This window comes from Alphaproteobacteria bacterium, from assembly GCA_016722515.1.
In the GTDB taxonomy this organism is placed as follows: Bacteria; Pseudomonadota; Alphaproteobacteria; order Rickettsiales; family JADKJE01; genus JADKJE01.
Window position 1 is genome coordinate 742,018 of record JADKJE010000002.1, and the last position, 24,081, is coordinate 766,098.

The following is a 24,081-nucleotide window of genomic DNA, read 5'->3' on the forward strand; positions in this document are numbered from 1 at the left end:
TAAGTTAGGTACTACATTCTGAATTGAAGACGTGAGACTAATGCTTGCTCGGCATCCCTATCATCATTGCCTGCTTTGCCACCATCAAACTTAGTATAATCGTAATCCACCATCATTTTCAGATTTTCAGATAGATACCAGTTTAACCCGGTTCCTGCAGATGTTGCAAGTCTGGCTGCTTTGGCTGGGTCAGCAAAAAATGGGAAAGCATCATCATCCACGTTGGTTTGTCCAACACGGGCGACTACTTCCCAAGCACCTATGCCACCAGTGCGTATATCAAAATCCTGATACGGTTTTACACTGCCTTTATAGGTTACATCTTCTCCGGTAATGACATAGGATCCCACAACCTGCCAGGCTGAATTGTGCAATGTTGCTGTTGATGTGCTGCGTGTTACATCCTGAGTTGATATCACATACTCAGCAAGTAGGCCTTTATTGCCTGAATACCAGTAGGCTTGAGGAGATAACCGCCACTGGGTTCCGCTTGCGTACGTTGTGTCGCTGGCTAGAGTTCCAGTACGGTATTTAAAGAAGGATAATTGTCCAGGAGTTTTATAGTCACCTAAAATGGTTTTAGTAGGCGTGCCGACGCGTTTACCATAACCACCGCCAACTCCTACGCCTAATCCTTGCAGGGATGGGATATCGGAAGTACGGAACGGGGTGCTGAAAATCCGGGCATCAATATCTTTTTTATTGTCGTCATCGCCATCTGTATTTCCCTGGTCACCGTTTCCATTCATAATAGCTAACTGATAATCAACCAGGTTAGGGATTGCCTCTCCGTATAATTGAATACCATAATCACGGTTTGGTACCAGGTTTGTAGGGTGGCCAGGTTCCATGAAGAACATATCAACGGGTGATTGCAAGCGTTCTAAGCCAATCGGTGGTTTAAATTTTCCTACGCGAACTTTAAATGGATCAGCAAATTTATAATCCACATGCGCATCTAAAACACGGGTAGTACCGCCGGCAAAATCTGGCACGAATCGAAAGGAGGCGTTGCCTGCTTTTCCTTCAAGGATCGGGCGAATCTGCCTGGATAGAATATCATCTTTACCATTTTTATCTTGGTCATTAATAAAGTGACGGGCATCCAGCTGGATGTTAGTACCCAGGCTAAGGCCATATTTTCCGTCTGGAGATGTAATAGAAAGGCCTTTTTTCCCTAACTCTGTTTTGGCTGCTTTTTCCTTATCTGAATCAGCTTTTTCTTTTTCAACTTCTTGCTGCCGTTTGAGCAAAGAAATCTCTTGTTCTAGAGTATTGATCCGCTGATCTACAGAATAGTTTTCCGCATGTCCAGTATTGGCAGCGAGTGCAAGGCCGAGTGCAGAGCTGATTAAAAACGTGTATTTCATAAAGGGTCTCCGTGTTAAAAATAAATCTCTACATCTTTTATAGGGTATAATCCCTAGTATGTCAATAGGAAATATTCTATATGCATTTAATAGGATATAAACCCTAGTGTGTCAATAGGAAATATTGGAACCAGGCCTTAGAGAGCTGTTAAGCTATATAAATAAAGGGTTTTGTGAGATGAGCACGTTATTGGAATTCAAGAAAATATGATTATTCATTCCGCAATAATGATGCTGGTTTGACCCGGAAAACCTGGCTGTTTCCGATATATCCAATGAAAATAATGAGCCCCATGGCAGCCAGAATAACAGCTAATGTTAGTCCAGGCATGATAGAAAAGACCTGACCTGGAAAACGCATCATAATCAACCAGGCGCCAAGTGTGCCAATGATACTTGCGATCAAGGTGGTAACTGCTCCCAGTAAAATCCATTCGCTTAAATAGGTTTTTAGGATATCTCTTCGTGATGCGCCTACCACTTTAAGAATGGCGGTATCATAGATGCGTTGGTTAAGTAATGCTCTTAAACACGAGCTCAAAACCAGAATGCCAGCTATCATACTGGTAATAATGGCTACTCGCATGGCCATGGCGATAGAGTGAATAATCTCTTTGATACGCTCAATAGCCTGTGATGTACGGATAGAGGTGATATTCGGAAATTCATGGGCAAGGCTGCGAACCAGATTTGTTTCCAAGCTGGGATTCTGTTTCGTATCCAAAATGACGGTGGCAATGGATGTTGCTGGAAATGCTTCCAAGACACCGGGTGAAAACATCATGGCAAAATTAATTTGAAACGTGCTGTAATCAATATGCCTGGCATTGGCGATGGTGGCCGTTATTTCCTGTCCTAAAATATTGATAGTTACTGTGTCACCTATGGTTAGGTTCATGCCTTTAAGGAAGCGATCGTCAATCGAAACCAGGGGTTTTCCCTTATAATCCTCAGGCCACCATGTGCCGCTGCTAATATGTGAATTGGGCAAAAGGGAAGTGCTATAGCTAAAACCGCGATCGCCCTGAATGGCCCACCGTACATCGTCACTGACATTTTCGGGTTTAACCACGTTGCCGTTTAGCTTCACAATACGTCCACGAATGATGGGTAGCATCATGATATGATCCGATGAAGCGGATTTAGCTAGCCTAGCGTAAAAAGGGTTGCGTTGATCCTGTTGGATATCAATGAAAAATAAAGAAGGAGCCTGTTTTTCCATGACCGAGGTAATGTGATATTGAAAATTTGCTTCCGTTAAGGTGAGCGAGATAAAGACACTGAGGCTAATGCCGATGGCAAAGATCACAGTAGTGGTGGTAGAACCCGGGCGATAAAGATTGGCAAGGGCCAGTTGTAGCCACGGTCGGTTGGAGGAAAGGTGCCTAGCCATTAATTTAAAGACATAGGCACTTATGCCAAACACCGCAAACCCAATCATGGCAACCAGGATGGCTCCACAAATAAAGTCAGGGTCACCTGAGGTATAAATCAGGATCACGATCAATAATGTAATCAATAACGCTTCCATGCTCCATATTGTTTTAGAAAAAACCAAAGGCAAAAGCGCACGCCCATTCCTAAATAGAAGAGACGGTTGAATATCAAGGGCTAGTAACAAGGGAGGTAAACTGAAGATATAAACAATCAACAAGCTATAAGTAAAAGCAAGAAGCGCTGATGAAGGATAAAATAATGGAGCATTACCGAGTGCTGGAATCCATGCTGTAAGAAAAGGTTGGCACAGAAGGATGGTTCCCCAGGCGCAGGCAATCCCGATCACACTTCCAATACAGGTGAGCACCGAGATGATCAGAGTAAATAGGGTCAAGAGTACCCAGCGGGTTGCGCCCACTGTTTTGTAGATGGCGATCGTGTGCGCTTGTTGCTCAAGGTATGAACGCGCATTGCTGCCAATACCGATGCCACCGATTAAAAGGGTAGCAAGGGCAGCCAGCTCCAGAAAAAGTGACAATTGATTGATAAAACTATTAATGAATGGATTGCCATCAACATCCCTTTCAATCTGCCAAGGCGTCGTGGGATAGGCCTTCTTTAAATCATTCAAAAAAACAGCACTTGTGTGGTTAGGATCAAAGGCAATTCGGTAATGATGGCGAATTAAACTGTAAGGTCCTGCCAAACCCGAAAGGCTAAGAGCCTGCTGTGACATCATGACTCTAGGTCCTAAGCTAAAGAGATGAACAACACGGTCTGGTTCCTTTGCGATTGTGGCGTAAATAGTATAATTTTGTTTTCCCAGGGTAATGGTTTGGCCTATCTGAATGCCTGTTTCTTCAAGCAATTCTGGATCTACCGCTACTGAATTTGAACGCAGAAGCGTATCGGCAGAAACGGCAGCAGGCAAAAAAGCTAATTCACCAACCAGTGGGTATGAGGAATCAATGGCTTTTATTTCAACCAATACCGATTGATCGTTGTGCCAGATCATGCCTCTTAATGTGGTGACGTGGGAAACATGTCCGTAGCGTTTAAAGAACGTTACTTGTTCGGGAGTCGCTTCGTTGCTGCTGAGGCTGATGTCGATATCGCCTCCGAGTAATGCGTGTGCCTGTTGGCTCAATGCTTCATGAATGGCCTTATTCAGTGAACCCACAGCAGTCAGGGCCGTCATCCCCATGACCAGGCAAATCAGAAATACTCCAAAATGTCGCCATCCATACCGTATTTCATGCCAGGCAAGTTTGGCAGGAGTGCTGATATGAATGCTAGTGAACTTCATGGAGTTGACCATCCTGCATGATAAGGGATCGTGATGTACGTTGAGCCAGTTGGTTATCGTGGGTAATCATAATTAAGGTAGTGCCGGATTGCTGCTTAAGGTCGAGTAACAAATCAATAATATGATGTCCGGTTTCTGTATCAAGGCTGCCGGTAGGTTCGTCGGCGAGCAGTAGCGTCGGTTCGATTACCATGGCCCTTGCCAATGCAACGCGTTGCTGTTCGCCCCCGGAGAGTTGTGACGGGTAATGGTGAAGCCGATGCGCAAGACTGACTTTTTCAAGCATGTGTGTTGATTTAACGTTAGCCTGCTTGTCTCCTGAAAAGGCTAACGCAATAGCGACATTTTCTAATGCTGTCATGGTAGGAATCAAATGAAAATTCTGGAAGACAATACCAATTTGGTTTCGGCGAAACAACGCCAATTGGTCTTCATTATACTGGGTTATATCGCGCCCGGCGACGTGGATAGTGCCTGAGCTTGCTTTTTCAACGCCAGCAATGACCATCATCAAGGTGGTTTTGCCGCTACCGGATGGCCCCACAATACTAACGGTTTCTCCGCGGTGTACCTCAAGATTAATTTGATGTAGGATGGGAAGCAAACCTTCAGGCCCCCTTAGGGAGAGTGAGATGTCTTTGAGAACTAGCGCGTTATTTTCATTCGTATCCATCATAGCCCTCTGGTTAGTATACTTCCTACCAGTATCACACGCTATGGCGGCTCCTGCAACAACCGTTTTATTGTTTGGCGACAGTATTATAGCTGGTTATGGTTTGCCCGCGACGGAGACGATTTCGGTCAAGATGGAAAAGCTCTGGCACGAAGAGGGCAAGGCAATCACTGTCATGAATGGTGGGATTTCTGGGGATACTACCAGTGGTGGTCGCAGCAGGATTGAATGGACTTTAAATCGCTATCATCCTGACATCATTGTGATTGCCTTGGGTGGGAATGATATGTTAAGGGGGATTTCTCCTGAAATAACGCGACAGAATCTCGATGCAATTGTGAGTGTCAGCAAATCACATCATATTAAAATAGTGCTTACGGCGGTTTCCGCCCCGATGAATTTAGGCGAGCGTTATGTAAAAGAATTTAATGGCATTTATACGACACTTGCGAACAAATATGATATTCCCCTCTACCCGTTTCTGCTAAAAGACATATACCGTAAACCTGGTATGATGCAACTTGATGGTCTTCATCCCACGATTCAGGGTGCTGAGGTGATAGCAAAGGCGTTAGTTAAACACATGAATCATGATTTTTTCTAATAGGTAATGTTTATGCAGTTACATTCACTCAAACACGTCTCTAAATCGCAGACATTATTGATTAATGAACAATCGCGGTTGTTGGAATCTGCGGGCAATAAAGTCTATAAATTTGGTTTTGGTCAGTCCCCGTTTCCTCCGCCAGCTCATGTTTTGGATGCGCTAAGCAAATATTCATGGATTCATGATTACACGCCTGTTCAAGGATCGGTTACCTTACGAGATCAAGTTGCAGCGTTTCACAGCGAATTAAACGGCTTTAATATTCATCGGGATCAGGTGATCGTAGGAACCGGTTCAAAAATTTTGATTTATGCGATTATGGCCAGTTTTGTCAACGCTGAAATATTTGTGCCAACACCTTCTTGGGTTTCGTATGAACCGCAGGCGCAATTATTGGGGCACCCACTTCAGCGAATAATGACAACCTATAAACAGCATTGGAAAATAGTGCCTGAGCAGTTACAGGCTGCCTTAGAAAAGAAACAGCCAGGGTATCAGCCTATCGTTATTCTAAATTATCCAGATAATCCAGGTGGGATGGCCTATACAGCGGCGGAACTGGAAGCCTTATCGGATGTGCTGCGTAAACATCAGGTGCTGGTGATTGCGGATGAAATTTACGGTTTTGTCCATCATCAGGGACAGCATCGCTCGTTGGCTTTATTTTACCGAGAAGGTACGATCATCACGTCTGGTTTATCCAAATGGTGTGGGGCGGGTGGCTGGCGTTTGGGTATCGCCATTGTACCTAAAGGTTTAGAAGAGTTAAAAGAAACATTATTAGGAGTCGCATCCGAAACCTATTCTTGTGCACCAGCTCCTATTCAAAAAGCTGCTGAATCGGCTTATACTATCCAGGATGCTACTATCGATTATATCCAGGCTCAACAAAGGATATTATCGCTGGTGGGTAATTATTGTGCGCAGAGATTGCAAGATACCGGAGTGTGGGTGCATGCTCCACTTGGTGGATTTTATCTGTTTCCCGATTTTACCCCTTACGGCCGGGTGCTTGAGCATATTTCCATTAGCGATTCGGTATCGTTGTGTCAGCGTATTTTAAAAGATACGGGTGTTGCCTTATTACCAGGAACTGCCTTTGGAATGCCAGCCTCCCATTTGGCGGCGCGCTTGGCGTATGTTGATTTCGATGGCAAAAAAGCCCTCATGGCTGCTCAAAAATTCAGCAAGGGATCACCACTTCCATCCCATTTTCTCCAGGAATATTGTCCGCATTTACTCGAAGGAATACAAAAATTATGTGATTGGATTGAGGATTTACGGTAGCATTGACCTAACTAGGCCGTGTCCTCAATTTGATATCCAAAGTAATGTAAGTGATAGATGATTATGTCAAATAATGATTTATCGTTGTTAGGCAAAATTGATCGATCTCTAAAACCTCGTTTCGGGTGTCCCATTGACGAAGACAGGTGGCAATGAATAGGGATTACTTTTTAATAATCTCCATGATCCGATCGATCCTAAACATTCGCTCTTCCTGATGCTGGCCGCAATAGGCTACGACTCCTGGAAAAATTTTACCCAGATATTGCTGGCTTCCTACTGAAATGGGTTTAACCAGATAGGTAGAGGTTGTGTCATCATTTTTACGATAGATAATTTCTAATTCACTACTTTCTTGAATGGCTTGTTTAATCGCGATTGCTTTATCGTTGGCAGCACATTCTTTTTCGGCTTGCTGATGTTGATAGTAACTTAGAAAAGAAATAATGCGCGAATCGGTACGGATGTGATGTTTTAGAATAGGAGTTTTAAGTTCGATCCCTTCAAAGGAGGTGCAGCGGCTGAGGGCTACATACATTTGCCCCGGTGCAAATGTGCCGCGGCCAATATCAATAATGACATGGTCAAAGGTTTTACCCTGGCTTTTATGAATGGTAACGGCCCAGGCTAAACGGAAAGGAAATTGAATAAATTGTCCGACTGGTTCGGAGATAATCATATTATCCGCAAGAGCAAACCGGAAAACTTCCCAGCTATAGGGATACACCTGAACATAACCGCCATCATCTTGCAATTTGACCAGTATGTAGGGTTTGCCTTCTTCGTCTTGTTCAAAATCAGTAATGATACCGATGCTGCCATTGACCCAGCGGCCATCAGCATCGTTATTCAGAAGCATGATTTGTGCGTTTATTTTAAATTGAAGTTCGGTGGCCGTGGGATAAAATTCTTTTCCAAAATCACCTTTGATGGTTGCTTGAAAATGTAAAGGTTTGCCTTTGAGATTTTCCAGATGCAGTTGATTAATTTCATCCGCCTTTTTGTTGGTGGAGGTAAGGCTGATCATAAAATGATGTTCAGGTGCTGAAGGGATATTAAGCCGTGAGTTTAACTTTTGAAGATCACCTTCTTCAATATGGTTATTGCGGATACGGTTGAGCAGGTCGATAAAAATCTGGTCTTTTTGACGGTAGATTTTTTCCAGTTCAATAATCTTAAACGTGCAATGAGCAAATACATGCGCACTGAAAAAATAAGGTGTTTGGTATAGGGTTGAAAAGATTTGGGTTTCCTGGGCGGTTACTACTGGTGGCAACTGGTAGAGATCTCCCACAAAAATCATTTGGACACCACCAAAAGGTTGAATAGCGCTGGGCCCATACATGCGTAAAAACAGATCGATGCAATCGACTAGGTCCGCGCGAAGCATGGAGACTTCATCGATAATGATGGTTTTGAGCTGCTTGTAGATATTCTTTGTGCGGGGCTTAAATTCTTTATCGGCAATTTTTTGAGGGGTGATATCAATGCTGAAACCAAAAAAACGGTGAATCGTCTGACCTTTTACATTAAGGGCGGCTACACCCGTCGGTGCGAGGACCACATGATTTTTTTGGCTGTTTTTTTGAAAATAATCAAGCAGGGTTGATTTGCCGGTTCCTGCTTTTCCGGTAATAAAAAGGCTGGTACCGGTTTCTTCCATCAGCGTCAGTGCGTCTTGGAAGATGGGATTGAAATCGAGTTGTTTGGCTGAAGTGGTTTGCATGGGAAAACAGTGAATGAACAGATGGCATCAACATATCACAAATGAAGCGCGAGGGGTATAACATCTAAAATTTAATGTTTCTGCAGTTTTCGCTGCAACGTCCGCCGGTGCATTTTAAGTTCCCTGGCTGTGGCAGAAATATTGCCACCGTTGCGCTCAAGGACACTGCGTATATAGTCGGATGCTAATTGATGAACCGTTGGAAGTTGTTCCTCAATGGGCGTTTCCGGGTCGCCGTCCTTTTTATCAAATGCTGTGATGATTTCATCGACGGTAACGGGTTTGGCCAGATAATGGATAGCTCCGAGTTTGATGGCTTCAACAGCGGTTGTGATAGAAGCATATCCGGTTAATACGACAATTCGGGTATAAGGATCAATATCGATGAGTTGCGGAATCAGGTTAAGGCCAGATTGCGAGGGCATTTTTAAATCAACAAGTACATATTCGGGATTAAATTCGCGTGTAAGAAATAGTGCCTCTTCGGCACGGTGCGCCACTTTCACTTCAAACCCTTTTTTAGATAAAGCGCGCTCTAGGGTTTGGCAAAAAGTCATATCATCATCGACGAGCAATATTGTTTTCATACGCTAAGCCTTTTCAAAGGAAGGGTAATAGAAGCAACAGCACCACCTTCGGGATGATTAAAAAGGGTAAAATGACCGTCAAAACGGTTCATTACTGTTTGCACCAGATAAAGCCCCATCCCCAATCCGTGAGGTTTGGTACTGGTAATAGGGTGCCCAAGTGTTTTGATGATCGCTTCGGGAATCCCCCTGCCATGATCTCTGATAGAAAGACTAAGCTGCTGGTTGGTCCAGGTGCATTCAATCAAAACAAGGTCCGTTGTTGCATCTGCAGCATTATGTAGCAGGTTTAGAATAGCTTGTTGCAGGCTATATTCTGTCACAATAACGGGAGAAGGAACCCGGCCATTATACGATGTATGCACGATTGTTTGTCGCTGTTGCGTGAATTGATCAATTATTTCCTTTAGAAATAATTGAAGCGGCATTTGTCTGCCTGAGATTGCTCGGGCTGATCCGGCGGAGGCGGCAATATGCGAAATAATGGATTTGCAGCGTTTAATTTGGTCGCCTAGCACTTCGGCACGCTGGCGTTGTTCATCGGTTGATGCCTCCTCTAAACATTCACCGGCTATAATAGCCATGGTAGCCAGTGGGCTTCCTAGTTCATGGGCAGCAGATGTCGCTAAAGTACCAAGGGCAGCGATATGTTCAGCATCAAGCAATAATTGATCTTGCCGGCGGATGGTTGTCGCCATTTTAGCAGCAAACCAGGGGATTAAAATTGCCAGCAGCATAAAGCTAAACAACATTCCATAAAGATGCATATTAAAAAATTGCCCAAGCTCATGGTGATGGGAGAACGGTACGTCGACATGTTCAAACATCAGCACGATATAGAATCCAACGGCCAGTGCTGCGGCAAGCCAGGTCAATAAAGGTGACAATGTAATAGCGGCAATAATCACCTGTAATACAAACAGGGATGTAAAGGGATTAGAGGGGCCACCAGAATAATAGAGCAACCCGAAAAGGGCAGTGATATCGATGCTAAGCTGCAAGAAAAATTCCAGCTCACTCACGTGATAACGCATTTTCATCCGGATGCCGGTGAATAGATTAAATACCGTAAGCCCGCTGATAATGAACCACAAAGGCTGGGTGTCCAAAGGCAGATGCAACACCTGAGTAACCATCAGCACAGCTCCCGCCTGTCCGCACACTGCGAATATGCGCAGCCACCAGAGCAGATTAAGGTTCTTTCGGCAAGATTCCTGGGTTGGGTGAAGGTATTTCATGCGGGCATAATACACTATTTTAAGGAAAAATGCGTGTGGCAAAATGTCGCAGAATTTCAAAAATCGTTCATAACCATCCGTGTGGAAATAGCTATGTAAGCCCATGCGACAATTTGTCGCATGGGCTTATGAAGTGAACTGCAGTAGAGTACCCTGCTTTAAAGAAACCTAAGGATTTATGGTATGCAAAAATATAATTTAGTAGTGTTGATGACCCTTTCTGTCGTTGCTATAACGGCACAGGATGCGTGTGCGCATGCAATTGTTGGAGACCGGGTATTTCCAGCAACGCTGGCAGTCGATGATCCTGGTGTATCAGATGAAATGAACCTTCCTTTGGTTAGCCGCTTTAAAGAGCCTGGGGAAGAGGGTGAAAAAGCCAGATGGGGTACAGAAACATCTGTTGAGCTGAATAAAAGAATAACAGAAAATCTTGGCCTGGCAGTCGAAGCTGCCTGGGTTGATGAAGGACATGTTGCTGGTTGGGATAATATCGGTGTTGGGACAAAATATGTATTTTATAAAAATGCCCCACACGAAGCGATGCTGTCCCTGGGCCTTGACTGGGATATCGGTGGTAGTGGTGCAAAAAAAATAGGCGCAGAGCGCTTTAGTACGCTTACTCCAGCTGTCTTTTTTGGCAAAGGCTTCGGTGATTTACCTGATAATATCTCATTGTTAAAGCCACTGGCATTAACGGGCAGTCTCGGATATGCCGTACCGACAGATAATTTTGCTGTTAGCTTTGATGGTGAAATTGTACGCACGCGCAATCCTCGCGTATTGGAATGGGGAATGACGATGCAGTACAGCCTTCCCTATTTACAGCAGCATGTTAAGGATGTAGGCCTGCCCAAACTGCTTGGTATGGCAATCCCTGTGGTGGAATTTGCATTAGAAACTCCCACCAATGGCGAAGATGCTGGCCGTACGACAGGAACCATTAATCCGGGTATTATCTTTACAGGGGAAATAATTCAGTTAGGATTAGAGGCAATGATTCCTGTGAATGATGATTCTGGAAATAATGTTGGCGCTCGTGCGCAGGTACATGTGTATTTTGATGATCTCTTTCCTAAAACCTTAGGACGTCCTCTGTGGTAAAATTACTGACTATTTTATCTATTGTTTTTTGTGTGGGGATAGCCCAGGGTTCCTGGGCATGTCCGATGCTTGAAAAAGCAAATCCCAAAGTGGGAAGCGTGGTAGAAATCTCCCCGGAAGTGGTCGAAATAAAATTCAGTACCAAGATATTCCCCGACTCAAGCACCCTTGATGTATTTGATCCTACTGGCCATAAAGTGAATGTAGGCAAGCCTTATGGGAAAGAGGGTGATGATACGATGATCCTTACCAAAGTTAACATCCACACTCCCGGGCGCTATAAAGTGCAATGGAATGTTTTTTGCGATTGCGGTGCGATGACACCTGGCGAATATAAGTTTGATGTGGGAACACCCTAACAGGCTAATGCATACGGAGCCATAGGGCGTCCTGGCTTTCTCACCATAAACTCGAAATAATGAGAATGGGGAATTGGGATCGATTATATCATGTGCATTTTGGCCATTATCACCTTAGGGCTAACGTTGCTATCCTGTAAACCGCAACGTAGAGGGCGGATGGTTAGGTTGACGGTGACTTTATCTATAGTAGGCTAACTACCAGTGGTGTTTTACAGTATTGGGATGTTGAGCGTGGTTTAGAGATCAAAAAAGGTCTGCCGCTATTTTCGCTGGATGTGCTCGTATTAAAAGCGGATATCGAATTCGTGGTCAGCGCCCATCTCTTTTAATTGAGGTCGATGCAACCTTTTATTGGGATAGTGAGGGCCATATTGCTGAAAGGTTAAACCTTTTAGGAAATATGGCCCCATATCTGTCCGATGCTTATTTGTCTCGTTGCGATAACGATCATCGCAATGAAGCGATATAAGCGGACGTTGGATTAGTCGTTCATGATACGTTTTGGATTATCGTTACGACTATGTTGTTTAAATTTAAATGGTTTTTTATGTGCACCATCTGGTTTTTTACTAGCACCATTTGGTTTTTTTGAACCAAATCCCCAGAATGTTTTCGGTTTCTGCGGAGCTGCATTGGCATCCCTAGGGCCGCCTGCATATTCACCAGAATCGTTACGACGTTCAGTATCGAACTCTCTGCGAGGTCCGCGATTTGAATCACGGCGTTCACCACCAAAGTTGCTGTTGCGACGCTCAGAATCAAATTCTTTACGAGGTCCACCACGATTAGAATCTCTGCGATCGTCACTTGCATTATGATTGCGACGCTCAGGATCGAACTCTTTGCGAGGTCCGCGATTTGAATCGCGGCGTTCGCCATTAAAGTTGCTGTTGCGACGTTCAGAATCGAATTCTTTACGAGGTCCACCACGATTAGAATCTCTGCGATCATCGCCTGCATGGTTAGTGCGACGCTCAGGATCAAACTCTTTACGAGGTCCACGGTTAGAATCCCTGCGATCGTCACCAAAGCTAGGGCGGCGTTCAGAATCAAATTCTTTGCGAGGGCCACGATTTGAATCACGGCGTTCACCACCGAAGTTGCTGCGACGCTCAGAATCAAACTCTTTACGAGGTCCGCGGTTAGAATCTCTGCGATCGTCACCAGTAGAAGGACGACGCTCGGAATCAAATTCTCTGCGAGGTTCGCGGTTAGAGTCGGTACGATCATCACCAAAGCTTTTACGGCCTTGATAAGAATCTCTGTCCCTATCTCTGCGAGGAGCAAAACTAGAACGGCTGCTATTGCCTCTTGAACCGCCACCACTGTTGCCACGTTGATTTCTGTTTGCAGCAGCAGGTGGTTTTTCACCTGGATTAAGCATGATCTGGATATCTCTCCATTTGCGTGAATCATCAGGCGAAACAAAGCTGATAGCAATTCCATCACTTCCTGCACGTGCAGTACGACCCACACGGTGGATATAATCTTCGCTGGATTGTGGGAGGTCGTAGTTGATAACCACTTCGATATGTGGAATATCAAGCCCTCTTGCAGCAACGTCAGTTGCTACGAGAATGCGATATGATTTATCACGGAATCCGCGGATCACTTTATCACGGCTGCTTTGGCGAAGGTCACCATGGATAGCTTTTGCGGAGAAACGTAATTGATATAATTTATCAGCAAGTTTATCAGCCCCGTGTTTCGTTTTAACGAAGATGATCACCGAACCAGAATTAGTATCAAGTATCCTTAACAACTCATCCAATTTTTTGGCTTGAGGAATATGGAGAGCTTCTTGTTTAATATTAGTAGCCGTCACGGTGGTTGAACCCACTGCGATACGCTCTGGATTGCTTAGGTATTTATCAGCCAGTTTAACAATGGCTGGTGGCAGGGTTGCCGAGAACATTAATGTTTGTCTGTCTTTAGGAACAAATTTCAAGATTTGATCAAGCTGAATGCCAAAACCCATATCAAGCATACGGTCGGTTTCATCGAGAATCAGATCAGCGTCATGTGCCTTATAGGTGCCGCGCTCAAGATGGTCGATGACCCGTCCAGGTGTACCAACAACGATACGTGGACGTTGACGAAGCTGCTGAAGCTGTCTTGGCATAGGCTCACCACCAATTAACAGGGCTGTTTTTATCGTTCTGTCATTGCGGATAAGTGCATTAACAACAGCGACTACCTGTACGGCAAGTTCACGCGTTGGTGTGAGAATCAAGAGAGAGCCACGAGGGCTTTGCATGAGTTTAGCGATCATTGGGATACAGAACGCGGCGGTTTTGCCGGTTCCGGTTTGAGCAGAAGCCAGAACATCTCTTCCGGCCAATGCAACAGGGATTGCCTGTTTTTGAATGGGAGTAGGGTTTTTAAATCCTAAATCCTTAATAATGGTCTGCTTTAAATTGGCAGGCAGATCAAATGTTTCAAAAGCATTCGCGATTTCGATATCAGTATCAACAGGAGCAATATCAGCTACATCGGCTGCTAAAGAAGGCGCAGGAGCAGCTGATGGAGCTGAATTAGTTTCAGCATCTACATCAGTTTCAACATCGGTGACAGTAACGGTTTGCTGCAATTCTTTTGGCAGCGCAAGTGTTTCATAGGAATTCATAATGATCCAAAACAACGCGCAAACGAAAATATAGTGCAGATTCCGTCAAGCACGTAGGTTAAAATTTGTTGACGCATATTATAAAAGCGAAAACAAACGGCCCCCGCTTAAGCACTCGAATGCGTATCTTCTATGGTATCTTTCGTTTAGAAGAGTAAGTAGAACTAAGCTACTAACTCTAACTGTTCAGCAGAAGTTTTGCCTCTGTTGGTAGCCAATTCGTAACGAACTTTTTGGCCTTCATTTAATGTTTGAATGCCGGCGCGTTGTAATGCAGAGATATGAACGAAAACGTCACTTCCACCTTGATCAGGAGTAATGAAGCCGTAACCTTTTGTTGCATTAAACCATTTAACTGTACCTGTTGCCATATGTGAATCTCCTCGGATGGCGTTGATAACTCTACCTTCACCATGAAGGCAAAATTAAGAGCTTTGTCGCTGCAATAAAATTGCCGCTTAACCCAATGCCAAATCAAAGGAAGAACATCCAGATACTAGTATTCAAACCTGAACCCTGTAAAGAGCGGCCATTAACGGCCCGTGAATTGTCAGAGAGTCGATTAAAACTCTAAGGTAGGGTATACTAACTCCAGCTAAATGTCAATTATATTTATATCCCTAAAACGATGATGGATAATATAGACCACAATCTGTAGCCTGAACTGTTCTCGTTTTTTCCTTTAAAACAGAGATTTTTTAAACCGTTGTGAAGCGTCACTAATAATGGGCCAATGGGCATTTTCCTTGATGTGCATATTCTCTTTCCCTTTGGAAGGCCTACCGCACCTTTTAAAAAGATACGACAGACTGGGGGGGGATTGGCTTTTTTCCTTTAATATTCTCGACTATATTCTTAACGAACCCCTTCTTATTGGCTGCATTTATAGAATCGACAAGCTGTTCCTTACAGAAATTATCTGTTTTTCGGTTGTTCTTTTTCATGTTATATTTAATTTTATTCGTTCAGTCCTTCTTCAGTTGAACCTGTCCTGTTTAAAAAAGTGCAACACCTTATGATGTTTGCTGTTAAACAGGCCAATATAGTCCTCAGCAATTCACGTTTATGTACGTAATTGCGCTGCTAATATATTAATAAAAATTAACCACAATGAATTCCTTGTTGAATCTATGGGATTATTTGGTATATAAGTTTTGATGTGGGGTATTATTGAATGTACATATATTGTTTGTACGATTTAATTGTGGTTATGGAGAGAGGATGCAGACGCAAAATATGATGCAGGAAGTTTATACGACAGAAGACTTGTCACATGAACAGGCGATTGCTGAATTGAATAGAGTAAAAAGTGAGTTCGCATCGTTTGTCTATAGCGTGTCGCACGATTTTCAGGCGCCTTTGCGTACGATGATTAATTTCCCCCAGCTCTTATTGGAGAGATATCAAAATGAGTGGGATGAAAAAACGTCACGATACATGCGTTATATTGTCGATGGCAGTCTTGAAATGAAGGAAATGATGGACGGATTGCTTCTATACTCGCGTCTAAACACCCACATTAAGCCCCAGTTGCCAATACCGCTTGCGCAAATTATAGAACGTGCCTGTGTAGCACTCAAACCAGTAATCGAGAAGCTAAGCGCCAGCTTAAGCATCGGGCCTACTTCACAGTGGGTCTACGGTGATGCAGAAAGATTGCAGCAGGTGATGATTTGTTTGATTGACAATGCACTAAAATTTCAGCACGAAGGGACGAAACCAGTGGTGGAAATAAATGTGTCTTCGCTTAAGGATAATATCTGCCAGGTTTCGGTAAAAGATAATGGCATCGGAATTTCTGAAACTCACCAGCTTGAGGTGTTCTCAATTTTTAGACGTTTGAATAAGGCCAGACAATATCCTGGCATCGGAATAGGCTTAGCGCTTGTAAAAAAGATTCTTGATAAGCATGGACAGCCCATCTGGATACAATCGCAACTAGGGAGTGGCAGCACCTTCTTTTTTACTTTGAAATCCGTATAGGAGCTATCAATGAAACCAACGTATACTATTTTAATTGTGGATGATAATGAAGCGGATCGAGAGTTATATAAATCGCTCCTTGAGGGACGAAAATCTGAAGGCGAAAATGAGTATCTGTTTTATGAAGCGGAAACCGCGACAGAGGCGTGGGCATTGTTTTCTGATATAAAACCAGACTGCGTGTTATTAGATTATAAATTGCCTGATTTTTCGGGGGAGCATGTCGTGGAAGGATTTTCTGAACAAACCTCTATACTTCCCGTTATTATGTTGACGGGGTATGGTGATGAAGCCCTTGCTGTCAATGTTATCAAGAAGGGCGTCCAGGATTATATTCCTAAAAAACTGGTGACCCGCGAATCGTTAAGAAGTAAGGTTGTTGTTACGATAGAAAGGAGCATTTTTCTAAAACGAAAAGCTAGTTTGAATAAGTATATCAGTAATTTACAATGGAATTTAGATCATAAGGGGAGTGCCATGCTTGAATTGATGGCCTCGATGAACCATGAAATCAACGCATCCCTCATGAGTATTCGAAACCAAGTAGAATTATTAGAAAAAACGCTATTAACTCCGCGACAAAGGGAAATGATCAAAGATATTCATAAAGCCAATGAAAATCTGGTGTCTGTGATGTGTGAAGTGCTTGATACATCGCGTTGTACGTTGGCTTAAGCGATTTTCATGCGAAATGTTGCTGCGGCTACTTCGCGTTCTAATAACCATTTTTTATTATCAAGTCCACCTGCATAACCGGTGAGTTTGCCGTTTGTGCCAATGACCCTATGGCAAGGGATAATGATAGAAATAGGATTTTTGCTGTTGGCAAGCCCGACAGCCCTGCATCCTTTAGGATTGCCTACGAGGTTGGCAAGATACTGGTAACTGACGGTTTGCCCATACGAGATCGTGCATAAGGCTTTCCAGACGCGTTGCTGAAATTCGGTTCCAGACGGAGCAAGTGGTAATTCAAAATGGTGCCGTTGACCTGAAAAATATTCGTTTAGCTGACGCTTAGCCTGTTGCAGGATGCTGCATTCTTTGGAGGCATTTTCAGCAGGGGAATGAGTCTGTTGTGTGCTCATGTAAACGCCGGTCATTGCTTGTCCATTGGACGTTAATCGCAAATCACCAAGAGGACTTTGCATGGTTGTTGAAAAATAGGGGATATTCATACATTACCTTTACCAGAGGTTGTCTCTTCATATACGTATCCACTCACCTGCACGGCCAGTTGAACGCCTCTAAATCCGCCAATCCTTGAACAGTGATTAATAAGAATTAATTATGTTTACATCTAACCGAAGGTAAATGCAAATGCTTCTAATCCTGGTTCGAGTGCTTTTAGTTCAAGAAGTCCATTGGTTGAGTGAGGCTGATTGATAAGTTCATAGAGGGTATTTTGATCGATAGTAAGATAACCTCCGGGGGCATCTTTTCCGGCATTAGGACCAAGTGGCTTACCATTTAATGATACCATAGCATGGACTGGTTTTCCAGTTGGGTTACCAAGAACTAGAAAAACTTTCTTGCCGGTAAAATTCAATTGAAGCTTAGCATCGTTTGATACTGCTATAATTTTTTCATCTTCAATTTTCCACGTCCCTTCCAGTGCCCAATGATCGGATTGCAGGGATTTCGGTATATGATAATTCGCAACCTGGTCAGGTTTCAGTGGACCATTGACAAGGGAGAAATGACTTGCACGAGAAAAACCAAGATAGGTTTCTGGAGTCTGATGTTCGCCATTGTCGAGTTGCTCTGCCGAAAGAAATGCCGCTTTTCCAGTTATTCCCAATAATACCTGTATATTATGTTCTGTGACATCATATTTTCCCTCGCCAAAATGGGTGTATACAACCTTGCCTGTTTGATCGATAAGATAATGAGCTGGCCAATATTGATTATTGAAATGAGTCCAGGTTTCCAGTTCGTTATCAAGCGCAACCGGGTAATGAATACCGTGTTTTTTAATGGCGGATTCGACATTGGCTCTGGATTTCTCAAACTCAAATTCCGGTGCATGGATGCCGATGATAACTAATCCCTTGTCACGGTATTGCTGATCCCATGCGGTTATATAGGGGAGGGTGCGCACGCAATTGATACAGGAATAGGTCCAAAAATCAATCAGCACGACCTTTCCTTTGAGTGCATTCATGGTTAAGGCATTGCTATTAAGCCAGGCTTCGATACCCGCAAATTCTGGGGCTTGATACGGATGTTCAAGTGGGTTTGTCAGGGTTGATGATACGATGGTGGGGGTGCTCTTTTGGGTAAAGAGCGATTGCGTGTCGATGCCAGAAGCAATGAAAGCAACTGACAATAAAATAATGACACCAAATGTTTTGCGTACCGCTTCGGCATGGTTAGTAAAGAAGCTTAATTTATTCATGATGTTTCGTCCGGTAAGCGCAATGATAAACATCGGAATGCCAGCTCCTGTTGCAAAAGCGGCCACCGTTAAAAAGCTGGTGAGATCGCTATGCTGTCGGATAACCTGAACCAGGACTGCAGCCAGAATGGGGCCAGCACAGGGTGTCCAGATCAATCCAATTAAGGCGCCTATCAACATCCCACTAAAGAAGCCATTGCCTTGTGTATTGGATAATCGATTGCCCCAGTTGGCTGCTCCTTGGGTTGCGGCACTGAATTTATCAGATAAGGTAGACGAAAGCAGGATTAGGCCAAACAAAGCCAGCAGGACTAAAGAAACGTTTTTAAGAATATCCAGATTAAAACCAAGTGCGATCACTAGTTTGCGCGATAACAGTGTAAAGATACTGAAGGCCACCACAAAGCCGGCGATAATTCCAAATGGTCGTCGTCTGCCACCATCAACGGAAGCCGAAAGGACAATCGGCAACACCGGCAATATGCAAGGTGAAACAATCAAGGCTAGCCCCTCTATAAAAGCAAGGCCAATTTCGATGAAGTTATTCATGATTTCTTTCCTGGAATAAAGGTAAGTGCGGCACCGTTACTGCAATAGCGCAATCCGGTTGGTTCGGGGCCGTCATCAAAAAGATGGCCGTGATGCCCATTGCAGCGTGCACAATGATATTCGGTGCGTACCATCAACAGAGACTTATCGGTTTTCGTTTGGATATGGCCGGGAATAACATCAAAGAAACTAGGCCAGCCGGTGCCGCTGTCAAACTTAAATTGAGAAGGAAAAAGCGGTAATGCACAAGCAACACAGGCGAAGATACCGGTTCTCTTTTCGTGATTAAGCGGGCTGGAAAAAGGTGTTTCTGTTCCTTCGTGGCGTAAAATATCAAATTGCTGAGGAGTTAGTATCTTTTTCCATTCGGCCTCTGTTTTGATGATGTTGGTGATGGGTTCATTTGTTGCAAATGCGTGTGATGCGCTTAAAAATGGTTTCAAAGCGAGTAAACCACTACCGACAAGTGTGAGCTTAATAAACGATCTTCTTTCCACAGGATGCTCCATTTCTCGTATTTGATTCTAGAGTATCCCTCATCTGTATTATCAGCAAGCTATACCTTATTTTCGTGATAGTTCGCGATTAAAAAAGCGATGTCATTTTCTAGAAAATGTGAGAGTATAAGAATGTGGGGTTGTCTCACAGTGATTTAATTTTAAAAAGGGATTCATCATGAATACTAAACTTCTTGCTGCGGCTTTGACCGGTATTATGACTGTTGCTTCTGTTTCTGCTTTTGCTGCTGATTCACACAAAGATCAAGAAAAATGCTATGGTATTGCTAAAGCAGGCAAAAACGACTGTAAAGCTGCTGATGGAAATCATGAGTGCGCTGGTCATGCTACCAAAGACAATGATGCTAACGATTTCAATTTCGTTAAAAAAGGCCATTGTGCTAAAGAAGGCGGTTCACTCGAAGCTGTTAAAGCTGAGAAAAAAGCTAACTAGTTTTTTGAACTGAAAATGGCCTGCGGTTTCCGTGGGCCATTTTTTTAAGGCGGATATGATGGCTCAACATAATCATCCTCAACTGGGATTTGGCTTAGGCCTGCGTCATCCGCATTATGATGAAATCATGCGTGATAAACCGGCTGTTGGCTGGTTTGAAATTATCTCCGAAAATTACATTACAGCCCATCAAGGGTACCTGGATTACCTGGCGGATTTGCGTAAGGATTATCCTATTATTATGCACGGGGTATCGCTTTCGATTGGCTCGACCGATCCCCTGAACGACGTCTATCTTTCTAAACTGAAAACACTTGCCGATGTTCTTGAGGCTCCCTGGCTATCAGACCATTTATGTTACACCGGTGTACAGGGTAAAAATACCCACGATTTATTGCCTATTCCGTATACGGAAGAAGCGCTAAAGCATCTTATCCCGCGTGTGGAATATGTACAGGAACACATCAATCGCCCTTTTATTTTTGAGAATGCGTCTTCGTATTTAGAGTTTGACGGTGCCACCATGAGTGAGCCCGAGTTCTTAACAGAGCTCTGTAAACGTACTGGCTGCGGTATTTTACTGGATGTGAATAATGTGTATGTCAGCAGTTTTAATCATGGCTGGGATGCGCAGGCCTATATTGATGCTATTCCTGCGGAAGCCATCATGCAATACCATCTGGCGGGATATACCCATAAGGGTACCCATATCATTGATACGCATAATGATTATGTAACCGATCCTGTGTGGGATTTATTTGCCTATACTATTCAAACCAAAGGATTGCGCAGCACCATGATTGAATGGGATGATGATATCCCAGAATTTTCGGTATTATTGGCCGAATTGGATAAAGCGCGTCGGGTGGTTGATAACGCATTAGTTCAACAAAGGAAAGTGGCATGAACGCCTATGCCAAGCAATTAGCGGCCTTCAATAATGCCATCATTGATCAAGATGAAGACATGCTGTCGTTGATAAAACCAACACGATTAGACATGCTATCACCAGCAATGCGTTTGGCGGTGTATCAAAAAGGCTATATCGAACGGTTAATCCAGGCAACCTGCAGTGACTATCCAACCTTGCAGCATTACATGGGGGAGGATGTTTTTATGCAGGCTGTGAAAGCCTATGTTACTGCAACGCCTTCACGGGTATGGGATTTAAACCGCTATCCGTTTGGCTTTGCCGATGGTGTGAAAACGATGAGTGCTGATCAAAGTGTACACGCCTTAGCGCTTCTGGAAAGTGCGATTGCGGATGTGTTCTGGTTGCCCGATAGTGTTCCGCTGGATGCATCGCATTGGGCGGCCATATCCTTAGAACAATTAGCGAGCACCCATTTTAAGCTGCGCACAGCCAGCAGGTTGCTTGCATTGGATTGTTCAGCCAATGCCTATATGAGTGCATTTCGCGAAGGGAACATGGTTGACATGACCGATAACCCTGAATATCTCTGTGTGGTGCGGCATCGCAATGAAGTTAGGCGACTGGTGTTGGATGTTGCTGAATATCATTTATTAAGTGCCATCCATGAGGGATTGATGTTTAACGAGGCCCTTGAAAAAACAGCCTCACTTCCGGGAGTGGATGTCGAACAACTGGTTATACAGTTGCCACAGTATCTTTCTCGGTGGTTTGGGGAGGGGGTGTTTAGATAAGGGGTGGAAGAGGCTACTTTTAAAGTGGCGCAGCAATGGGAGAACGTCACTTTAACTAGGGTATTTTTACTCTTTCATCATAACTTAAATGGTTATATCTTTTTATACGCAACATACTTTTAATGATCTGTCTAACAACAAACATCATACGGCGTTACGGGTCATTCTAGAATAGGCTGGGGAGTTTCATGACATCAAATAATTGGGCATATAATATTCATTCAGATAATTATCCATTTGAATTTATATGGGTTAAGGACTCTAAAAATCATTACCTCAGAGATTATTATAATCTAAGAAAACAACTATATGAAAATGGTGGAGATAGATATAAGGGCACCCTTGGCAAAGGAAAAATAGATCAGTTTGACAATCCTAATCATCCAAATTCACATATCCTTTTATGTATTAAAGATGGCAAATGTATAGGAGGAGGGCGTATTATTACTAAATTGCCAGGAGATGCCCATCTCTTGCCTTCGGAGGGCGACATGTTTTCGTTTGAAAAATCTATAAAAAACATACCATTAAAACATCTGCATTACGGAGAGCTTTCTAGACTGGCCTTAATACCCGAATATAGCGGATATATTGAAGAAATATATATTCTTCTACTTCAAAAATCACAGGAACTTTGCTTATCTTTCCTTGTTGGGACAGCAACTCTTGCAAGATGCGTAATCTATAAGAGGATTGCAGAGAAATATGGTAATGCCGCACTCATAAACAAGAACTCAGAGCTTCCCGATGAAGGGAAATATGATAATGTCAAGATGTACATTATTATTTTAGACGTCATAAATTATTATAAAAAAGTTGCAAAAAATAACGGGATATACGAAAATGAAGTGATTGTGTCATAATGAGCCAAGTAAGGGGGGACGCTCAGTGCGCGTTTCTATTTGTTGTAATATTTTTTTGCTGATTATTGAGATGATGCTCTGTTTAATGCCGCAAGCTCAAGCAGCCACTACATCTGAAAATCAAGTTAAGGCTGTCTGGGTGTATACTCTGATTGATTGGGTTGCTTGGAGAAATCAGACGCATGTAGGAAGAGTCAATGTATGTAGCATTGGCAAGGATGGTGTAGTTATTAATCTAATTTCCTTGAACAAAACATATGCCAAAAAAGCTATTATAATACCCAAGGATCCTGATGCAGATTTAAGTGGTTGTCTTATCGTTTATATCGCAGAATCGGAAATAAATATGTATGAAGAAATTCTGAGAAGAATTAGTAATGATTCAATTCTAACTATCTCGAGTATTAAAGACTTTTCTGTTCATATGGGAATGATAGAATTGGTTACTAAAGCAAAGAATGTTCATCTAAAAATTAATTTAGCAACGGCAATAAAATCAGGCATAATTATCGATAGTGATGTACGGTCATTATCTGAAGTAGTAGAATAAAACCCTAGAAAGGTTTGGTGGCCTTAACGTGAAATAATAAAGAAAAACTTAAACTATCCTCTTTCAAGAAATATTTTAGTACTTTCTCCTTCATGGAGGCTATCTCTCCTTGAAGAAGATCCATTTGTTTTAAGTTAGACTCAATGGCTTGAAACTCTAATGTTTTTTGATAAAGATCATTGTTAGAAATTGAGCCAGCGAAAACATTATACCCAGAGATACTTACATCTATATCTTTAAACCCCGCCTGGAAAAGGTATGAATATAATTTTCTTCCAATGTTACCATCAAAGCCTGTTGATTTCCTCAAAAGTGTCAACAAAGATGAAACGTCCTCTTGCGGCCATCCTATCTCCGGATAATTACCTTGGTACTGATAGTCAATCTCCTGAATTAAAATCGTTCCCCCTGGTTTAATAATTCGAAACATCTCTGCTATTGCTTTTAATGGCTCTCTGAGATGCTCAAGAAGAAATCTCGAAAAAACTAAATCAATTTTTTCATCGTCAAAAGGGAGGCTATATACATTACCATGCAAAAAATCAATATTTTGGGAAGTAAATTTCGTTCTTGCATGATTTATACGTTCGGCACTATTATCAAGGCCAATTACCTTACATTGAAATTTTTCTTCTATAGCAGATGTGATGTTCCCGGGGCCACAACCCAAATCAACGATGATTGAATTACGTGGCATATATGAAGGAAAGAAATCATCTACTAACTGTTTGGGCAAAACTTTATTTTCCAGTCTTTCGCCTTCGTTATTATTTTCTACGATATAAATATCTTGAATTGCCAT

General features: G+C 43.0%; 23 protein-coding genes. 11 read left to right on the plus strand and 12 right to left on the minus strand.

The features are described 5' to 3' along the window. Positions 1-11 precede the first annotated feature (11 nt). The 3 genes from IPP74_08165 to IPP74_08175 form a co-directional block, all read right to left on the minus strand. Positions 12-1,370 carry a porin gene (locus IPP74_08165; GenBank protein MBL0319246.1) on the minus strand — a complete coding sequence of 453 codons (1,359 nt, stop codon included), beginning with the start codon at positions 1,368-1,370 and terminating at the stop codon, positions 12-14. A gap of 211 nt (positions 1,371-1,581) precedes the next feature. Continuing rightward, complete coding sequence (locus IPP74_08170) at positions 1,582-4,113, minus strand: ABC transporter permease (protein MBL0319247.1); 2,532 nt, start codon at positions 4,111-4,113, stop codon at positions 1,582-1,584. Next, positions 4,100-4,786 carry an ABC transporter ATP-binding protein gene (locus IPP74_08175; protein ID MBL0319248.1) on the minus strand — a complete coding sequence of 229 codons (687 nt, stop codon included), beginning with the start codon at positions 4,784-4,786 and terminating at the stop codon, positions 4,100-4,102. The genes IPP74_08170 and IPP74_08175 overlap by 14 nt, the downstream gene beginning before the upstream one ends. A 43-nt stretch (positions 4,787-4,829) precedes the next feature. Here IPP74_08175 and IPP74_08180 point away from each other — a divergent pair, with 43 nt between their 5' ends. Next, positions 4,830-5,390, plus strand: a complete 561-nt coding sequence (locus tag IPP74_08180) for an arylesterase (protein ID MBL0319249.1) — start codon at positions 4,830-4,832, stop codon at positions 5,388-5,390. A 12-nt stretch (positions 5,391-5,402) separates the two neighbouring features. After that, positions 5,403-6,680 (plus strand): pyridoxal phosphate-dependent aminotransferase, encoded by a 1,278-nt coding sequence (locus tag IPP74_08185; protein ID MBL0319250.1) that lies wholly within the window; start codon positions 5,403-5,405, stop codon positions 6,678-6,680. A gap of 163 nt (positions 6,681-6,843) precedes the next feature. Here the strand turns inward: IPP74_08185 and IPP74_08190 are convergent, their stop codons facing one another. The 3 genes from IPP74_08190 to IPP74_08200 form a co-directional block, all read right to left on the minus strand. Continuing rightward, positions 6,844-8,406, minus strand: coding sequence for an AAA family ATPase (locus tag IPP74_08190; GenBank protein ID MBL0319251.1), 1,563 nt, complete (start codon positions 8,404-8,406; stop codon positions 6,844-6,846). Between the two features lie 71 nt (positions 8,407-8,477). Further along, positions 8,478-8,993 carry a response regulator gene (locus IPP74_08195; protein ID MBL0319252.1) on the minus strand — a complete coding sequence of 172 codons (516 nt, stop codon included), beginning with the start codon at positions 8,991-8,993 and terminating at the stop codon, positions 8,478-8,480. Beyond that, complete coding sequence (locus tag IPP74_08200) at positions 8,990-10,291, minus strand: HAMP domain-containing histidine kinase (protein MBL0319253.1); 1,302 nt, start codon at positions 10,289-10,291, stop codon at positions 8,990-8,992. The genes IPP74_08195 and IPP74_08200 overlap by 4 nt, the downstream gene beginning before the upstream one ends. 123 nt (positions 10,292-10,414) lie before the next feature. Here IPP74_08200 and IPP74_08205 point away from each other — a divergent pair, with 123 nt between their 5' ends. Beyond that, positions 10,415-11,335, plus strand: a complete 921-nt coding sequence (locus tag IPP74_08205; GenBank protein ID MBL0319254.1) for a hypothetical protein — start codon at positions 10,415-10,417, stop codon at positions 11,333-11,335. After that, positions 11,329-11,694, plus strand: a complete 366-nt coding sequence (locus IPP74_08210; protein ID MBL0319255.1) for a copper resistance protein CopC — start codon at positions 11,329-11,331, stop codon at positions 11,692-11,694. Before IPP74_08205 ends, IPP74_08210 begins: the two co-directional genes overlap by 7 nt. Positions 11,695-12,178: 484 nt before the next feature. Here IPP74_08210 and IPP74_08215 read toward each other — a convergent pair whose 3' ends face one another. Then, complete coding sequence (locus IPP74_08215) at positions 12,179-14,323, minus strand: DEAD/DEAH box helicase (GenBank protein MBL0319256.1); 2,145 nt, start codon at positions 14,321-14,323, stop codon at positions 12,179-12,181. Between the two features lie 164 nt (positions 14,324-14,487). Next, positions 14,488-14,694 (minus strand): cold-shock protein, encoded by a 207-nt coding sequence (locus IPP74_08220; protein ID MBL0319257.1) that lies wholly within the window; start codon positions 14,692-14,694, stop codon positions 14,488-14,490. A gap of 850 nt (positions 14,695-15,544) precedes the next feature. Between IPP74_08220 and IPP74_08225 the strand changes: the two genes are divergently transcribed. Then, a complete protein-coding gene (locus tag IPP74_08225; GenBank protein ID MBL0319258.1) occupies positions 15,545-16,306 on the plus strand; it encodes a hypothetical protein in 762 nt (253 codons plus the stop codon). A 9-nt stretch (positions 16,307-16,315) separates the two neighbouring features. Further along, positions 16,316-16,981 carry a response regulator gene (locus IPP74_08230; protein MBL0319259.1) on the plus strand — a complete coding sequence of 222 codons (666 nt, stop codon included), beginning with the start codon at positions 16,316-16,318 and terminating at the stop codon, positions 16,979-16,981. Here IPP74_08230 and IPP74_08235 read toward each other — a convergent pair. The 3 genes from IPP74_08235 to msrB form a co-directional block, all read right to left on the minus strand. Then, a complete protein-coding gene (locus IPP74_08235) occupies positions 16,978-17,481 on the minus strand; it encodes a methylated-DNA--[protein]-cysteine S-methyltransferase (GenBank protein MBL0319260.1) in 504 nt (167 codons plus the stop codon). The genes IPP74_08230 and IPP74_08235 overlap by 4 nt on opposite strands. Before the next feature lie 122 nt (positions 17,482-17,603). Then, on the minus strand, positions 17,604-19,250 hold the full coding sequence (locus IPP74_08240; protein ID MBL0319261.1) for a cytochrome c biogenesis protein DipZ: 1,647 nt from the start codon (positions 19,248-19,250) through the stop codon (positions 17,604-17,606). Next, entirely contained in the window at positions 19,247-19,759 is a 513-nt protein-coding gene (gene msrB, locus IPP74_08245; GenBank protein MBL0319262.1) for a peptide-methionine (R)-S-oxide reductase MsrB, read from the minus strand. Before msrB ends, IPP74_08240 begins: the two co-directional genes overlap by 4 nt. Before the next feature lie 166 nt (positions 19,760-19,925). Here msrB and IPP74_08250 point away from each other — a divergent pair, with 166 nt between their 5' ends. The 5 genes from IPP74_08250 (at position 19,926) to IPP74_08270 (ending at position 23,279) form a co-directional block, all read left to right on the plus strand. Beyond that, the gene (locus tag IPP74_08250) at positions 19,926-20,201 is read left to right on the plus strand and encodes a DUF2282 domain-containing protein (protein ID MBL0319263.1); all 276 of its coding nucleotides are present in this window, start codon (positions 19,926-19,928) and stop codon (positions 20,199-20,201) included. A 55-nt stretch (positions 20,202-20,256) separates the two neighbouring features. Then, a complete protein-coding gene (locus tag IPP74_08255) occupies positions 20,257-21,108 on the plus strand; it encodes a DUF692 domain-containing protein (GenBank protein MBL0319264.1) in 852 nt (283 codons plus the stop codon). Further along, on the plus strand, positions 21,105-21,866 hold the full coding sequence (locus IPP74_08260; protein ID MBL0319265.1) for a putative DNA-binding domain-containing protein: 762 nt from the start codon (positions 21,105-21,107) through the stop codon (positions 21,864-21,866). Before IPP74_08255 ends, IPP74_08260 begins: the two co-directional genes overlap by 4 nt. A 188-nt stretch (positions 21,867-22,054) precedes the next feature. Next, the gene (locus IPP74_08265) at positions 22,055-22,729 is read left to right on the plus strand and encodes a hypothetical protein (protein ID MBL0319266.1); all 675 of its coding nucleotides are present in this window, start codon (positions 22,055-22,057) and stop codon (positions 22,727-22,729) included. Positions 22,730-22,754: 25 nt separating this feature from the next. Continuing rightward, complete coding sequence (locus IPP74_08270) at positions 22,755-23,279, plus strand: YfiR family protein (protein ID MBL0319267.1); 525 nt, start codon at positions 22,755-22,757, stop codon at positions 23,277-23,279. 4 nt (positions 23,280-23,283) lie between these two features. Here the strand turns inward: IPP74_08270 and IPP74_08275 are convergent, their stop codons facing one another. After that, on the minus strand, positions 23,284-24,081 hold the full coding sequence (locus IPP74_08275) for a methyltransferase domain-containing protein (protein MBL0319268.1): 798 nt from the start codon (positions 24,079-24,081) through the stop codon (positions 23,284-23,286).

Excerpts from the sequence above, each read along its gene's own strand:
- IPP74_08215 (MBL0319256.1), bottom strand. The coding sequence starts at position 14,323 with ATGAATTCCTATGAAACACTTGCGCTGCCAAAAGAATTGCAGCAAACC.
- IPP74_08250 (MBL0319263.1), top strand. The coding sequence starts at position 19,926 with ATGAATACTAAACTTCTTGCTGCGGCTTTGACCGGTATTATGACTGTT.
- IPP74_08175 (MBL0319248.1), bottom strand. The coding sequence starts at position 4,786 with ATGGATACGAATGAAAATAACGCGCTAGTTCTCAAAGACATCTCACTC.
- IPP74_08260 (MBL0319265.1), top strand. The coding sequence starts at position 21,105 with ATGAACGCCTATGCCAAGCAATTAGCGGCCTTCAATAATGCCATCATT.
- IPP74_08240 (MBL0319261.1), bottom strand. The coding sequence starts at position 19,250 with ATGAATAACTTCATCGAAATTGGCCTTGCTTTTATAGAGGGGCTAGCC.
- IPP74_08235 (MBL0319260.1), bottom strand. The coding sequence starts at position 17,481 with ATGAATATCCCCTATTTTTCAACAACCATGCAAAGTCCTCTTGGTGAT.
- IPP74_08225 (MBL0319258.1), top strand. The coding sequence starts at position 15,545 with ATGCAGACGCAAAATATGATGCAGGAAGTTTATACGACAGAAGACTTG.
- IPP74_08165 (MBL0319246.1), bottom strand. The coding sequence starts at position 1,370 with ATGAAATACACGTTTTTAATCAGCTCTGCACTCGGCCTTGCACTCGCT.
- IPP74_08275 (MBL0319268.1), bottom strand. The coding sequence starts at position 24,081 with ATGGCAATTCAAGATATTTATATCGTAGAAAATAATAACGAAGGCGAA.
- IPP74_08255 (MBL0319264.1), top strand. The coding sequence starts at position 20,257 with ATGATGGCTCAACATAATCATCCTCAACTGGGATTTGGCTTAGGCCTG.
- IPP74_08230 (MBL0319259.1), top strand. The coding sequence starts at position 16,316 with ATGAAACCAACGTATACTATTTTAATTGTGGATGATAATGAAGCGGAT.
- IPP74_08185 (MBL0319250.1), top strand. The coding sequence starts at position 5,403 with ATGCAGTTACATTCACTCAAACACGTCTCTAAATCGCAGACATTATTG.
- IPP74_08180 (MBL0319249.1), top strand. The coding sequence starts at position 4,830 with ATGGCGGCTCCTGCAACAACCGTTTTATTGTTTGGCGACAGTATTATA.
- msrB (MBL0319262.1), bottom strand. The coding sequence starts at position 19,759 with ATGGAGCATCCTGTGGAAAGAAGATCGTTTATTAAGCTCACACTTGTC.
- IPP74_08170 (MBL0319247.1), bottom strand. The coding sequence starts at position 4,113 with ATGAAGTTCACTAGCATTCATATCAGCACTCCTGCCAAACTTGCCTGG.
- IPP74_08195 (MBL0319252.1), bottom strand. The coding sequence starts at position 8,993 with ATGAAAACAATATTGCTCGTCGATGATGATATGACTTTTTGCCAAACC.
- IPP74_08265 (MBL0319266.1), top strand. The coding sequence starts at position 22,055 with ATGACATCAAATAATTGGGCATATAATATTCATTCAGATAATTATCCA.
- IPP74_08205 (MBL0319254.1), top strand. The coding sequence starts at position 10,415 with ATGCAAAAATATAATTTAGTAGTGTTGATGACCCTTTCTGTCGTTGCT.
- IPP74_08190 (MBL0319251.1), bottom strand. The coding sequence starts at position 8,406 with ATGCAAACCACTTCAGCCAAACAACTCGATTTCAATCCCATCTTCCAA.
- IPP74_08220 (MBL0319257.1), bottom strand. The coding sequence starts at position 14,694 with ATGGCAACAGGTACAGTTAAATGGTTTAATGCAACAAAAGGTTACGGC.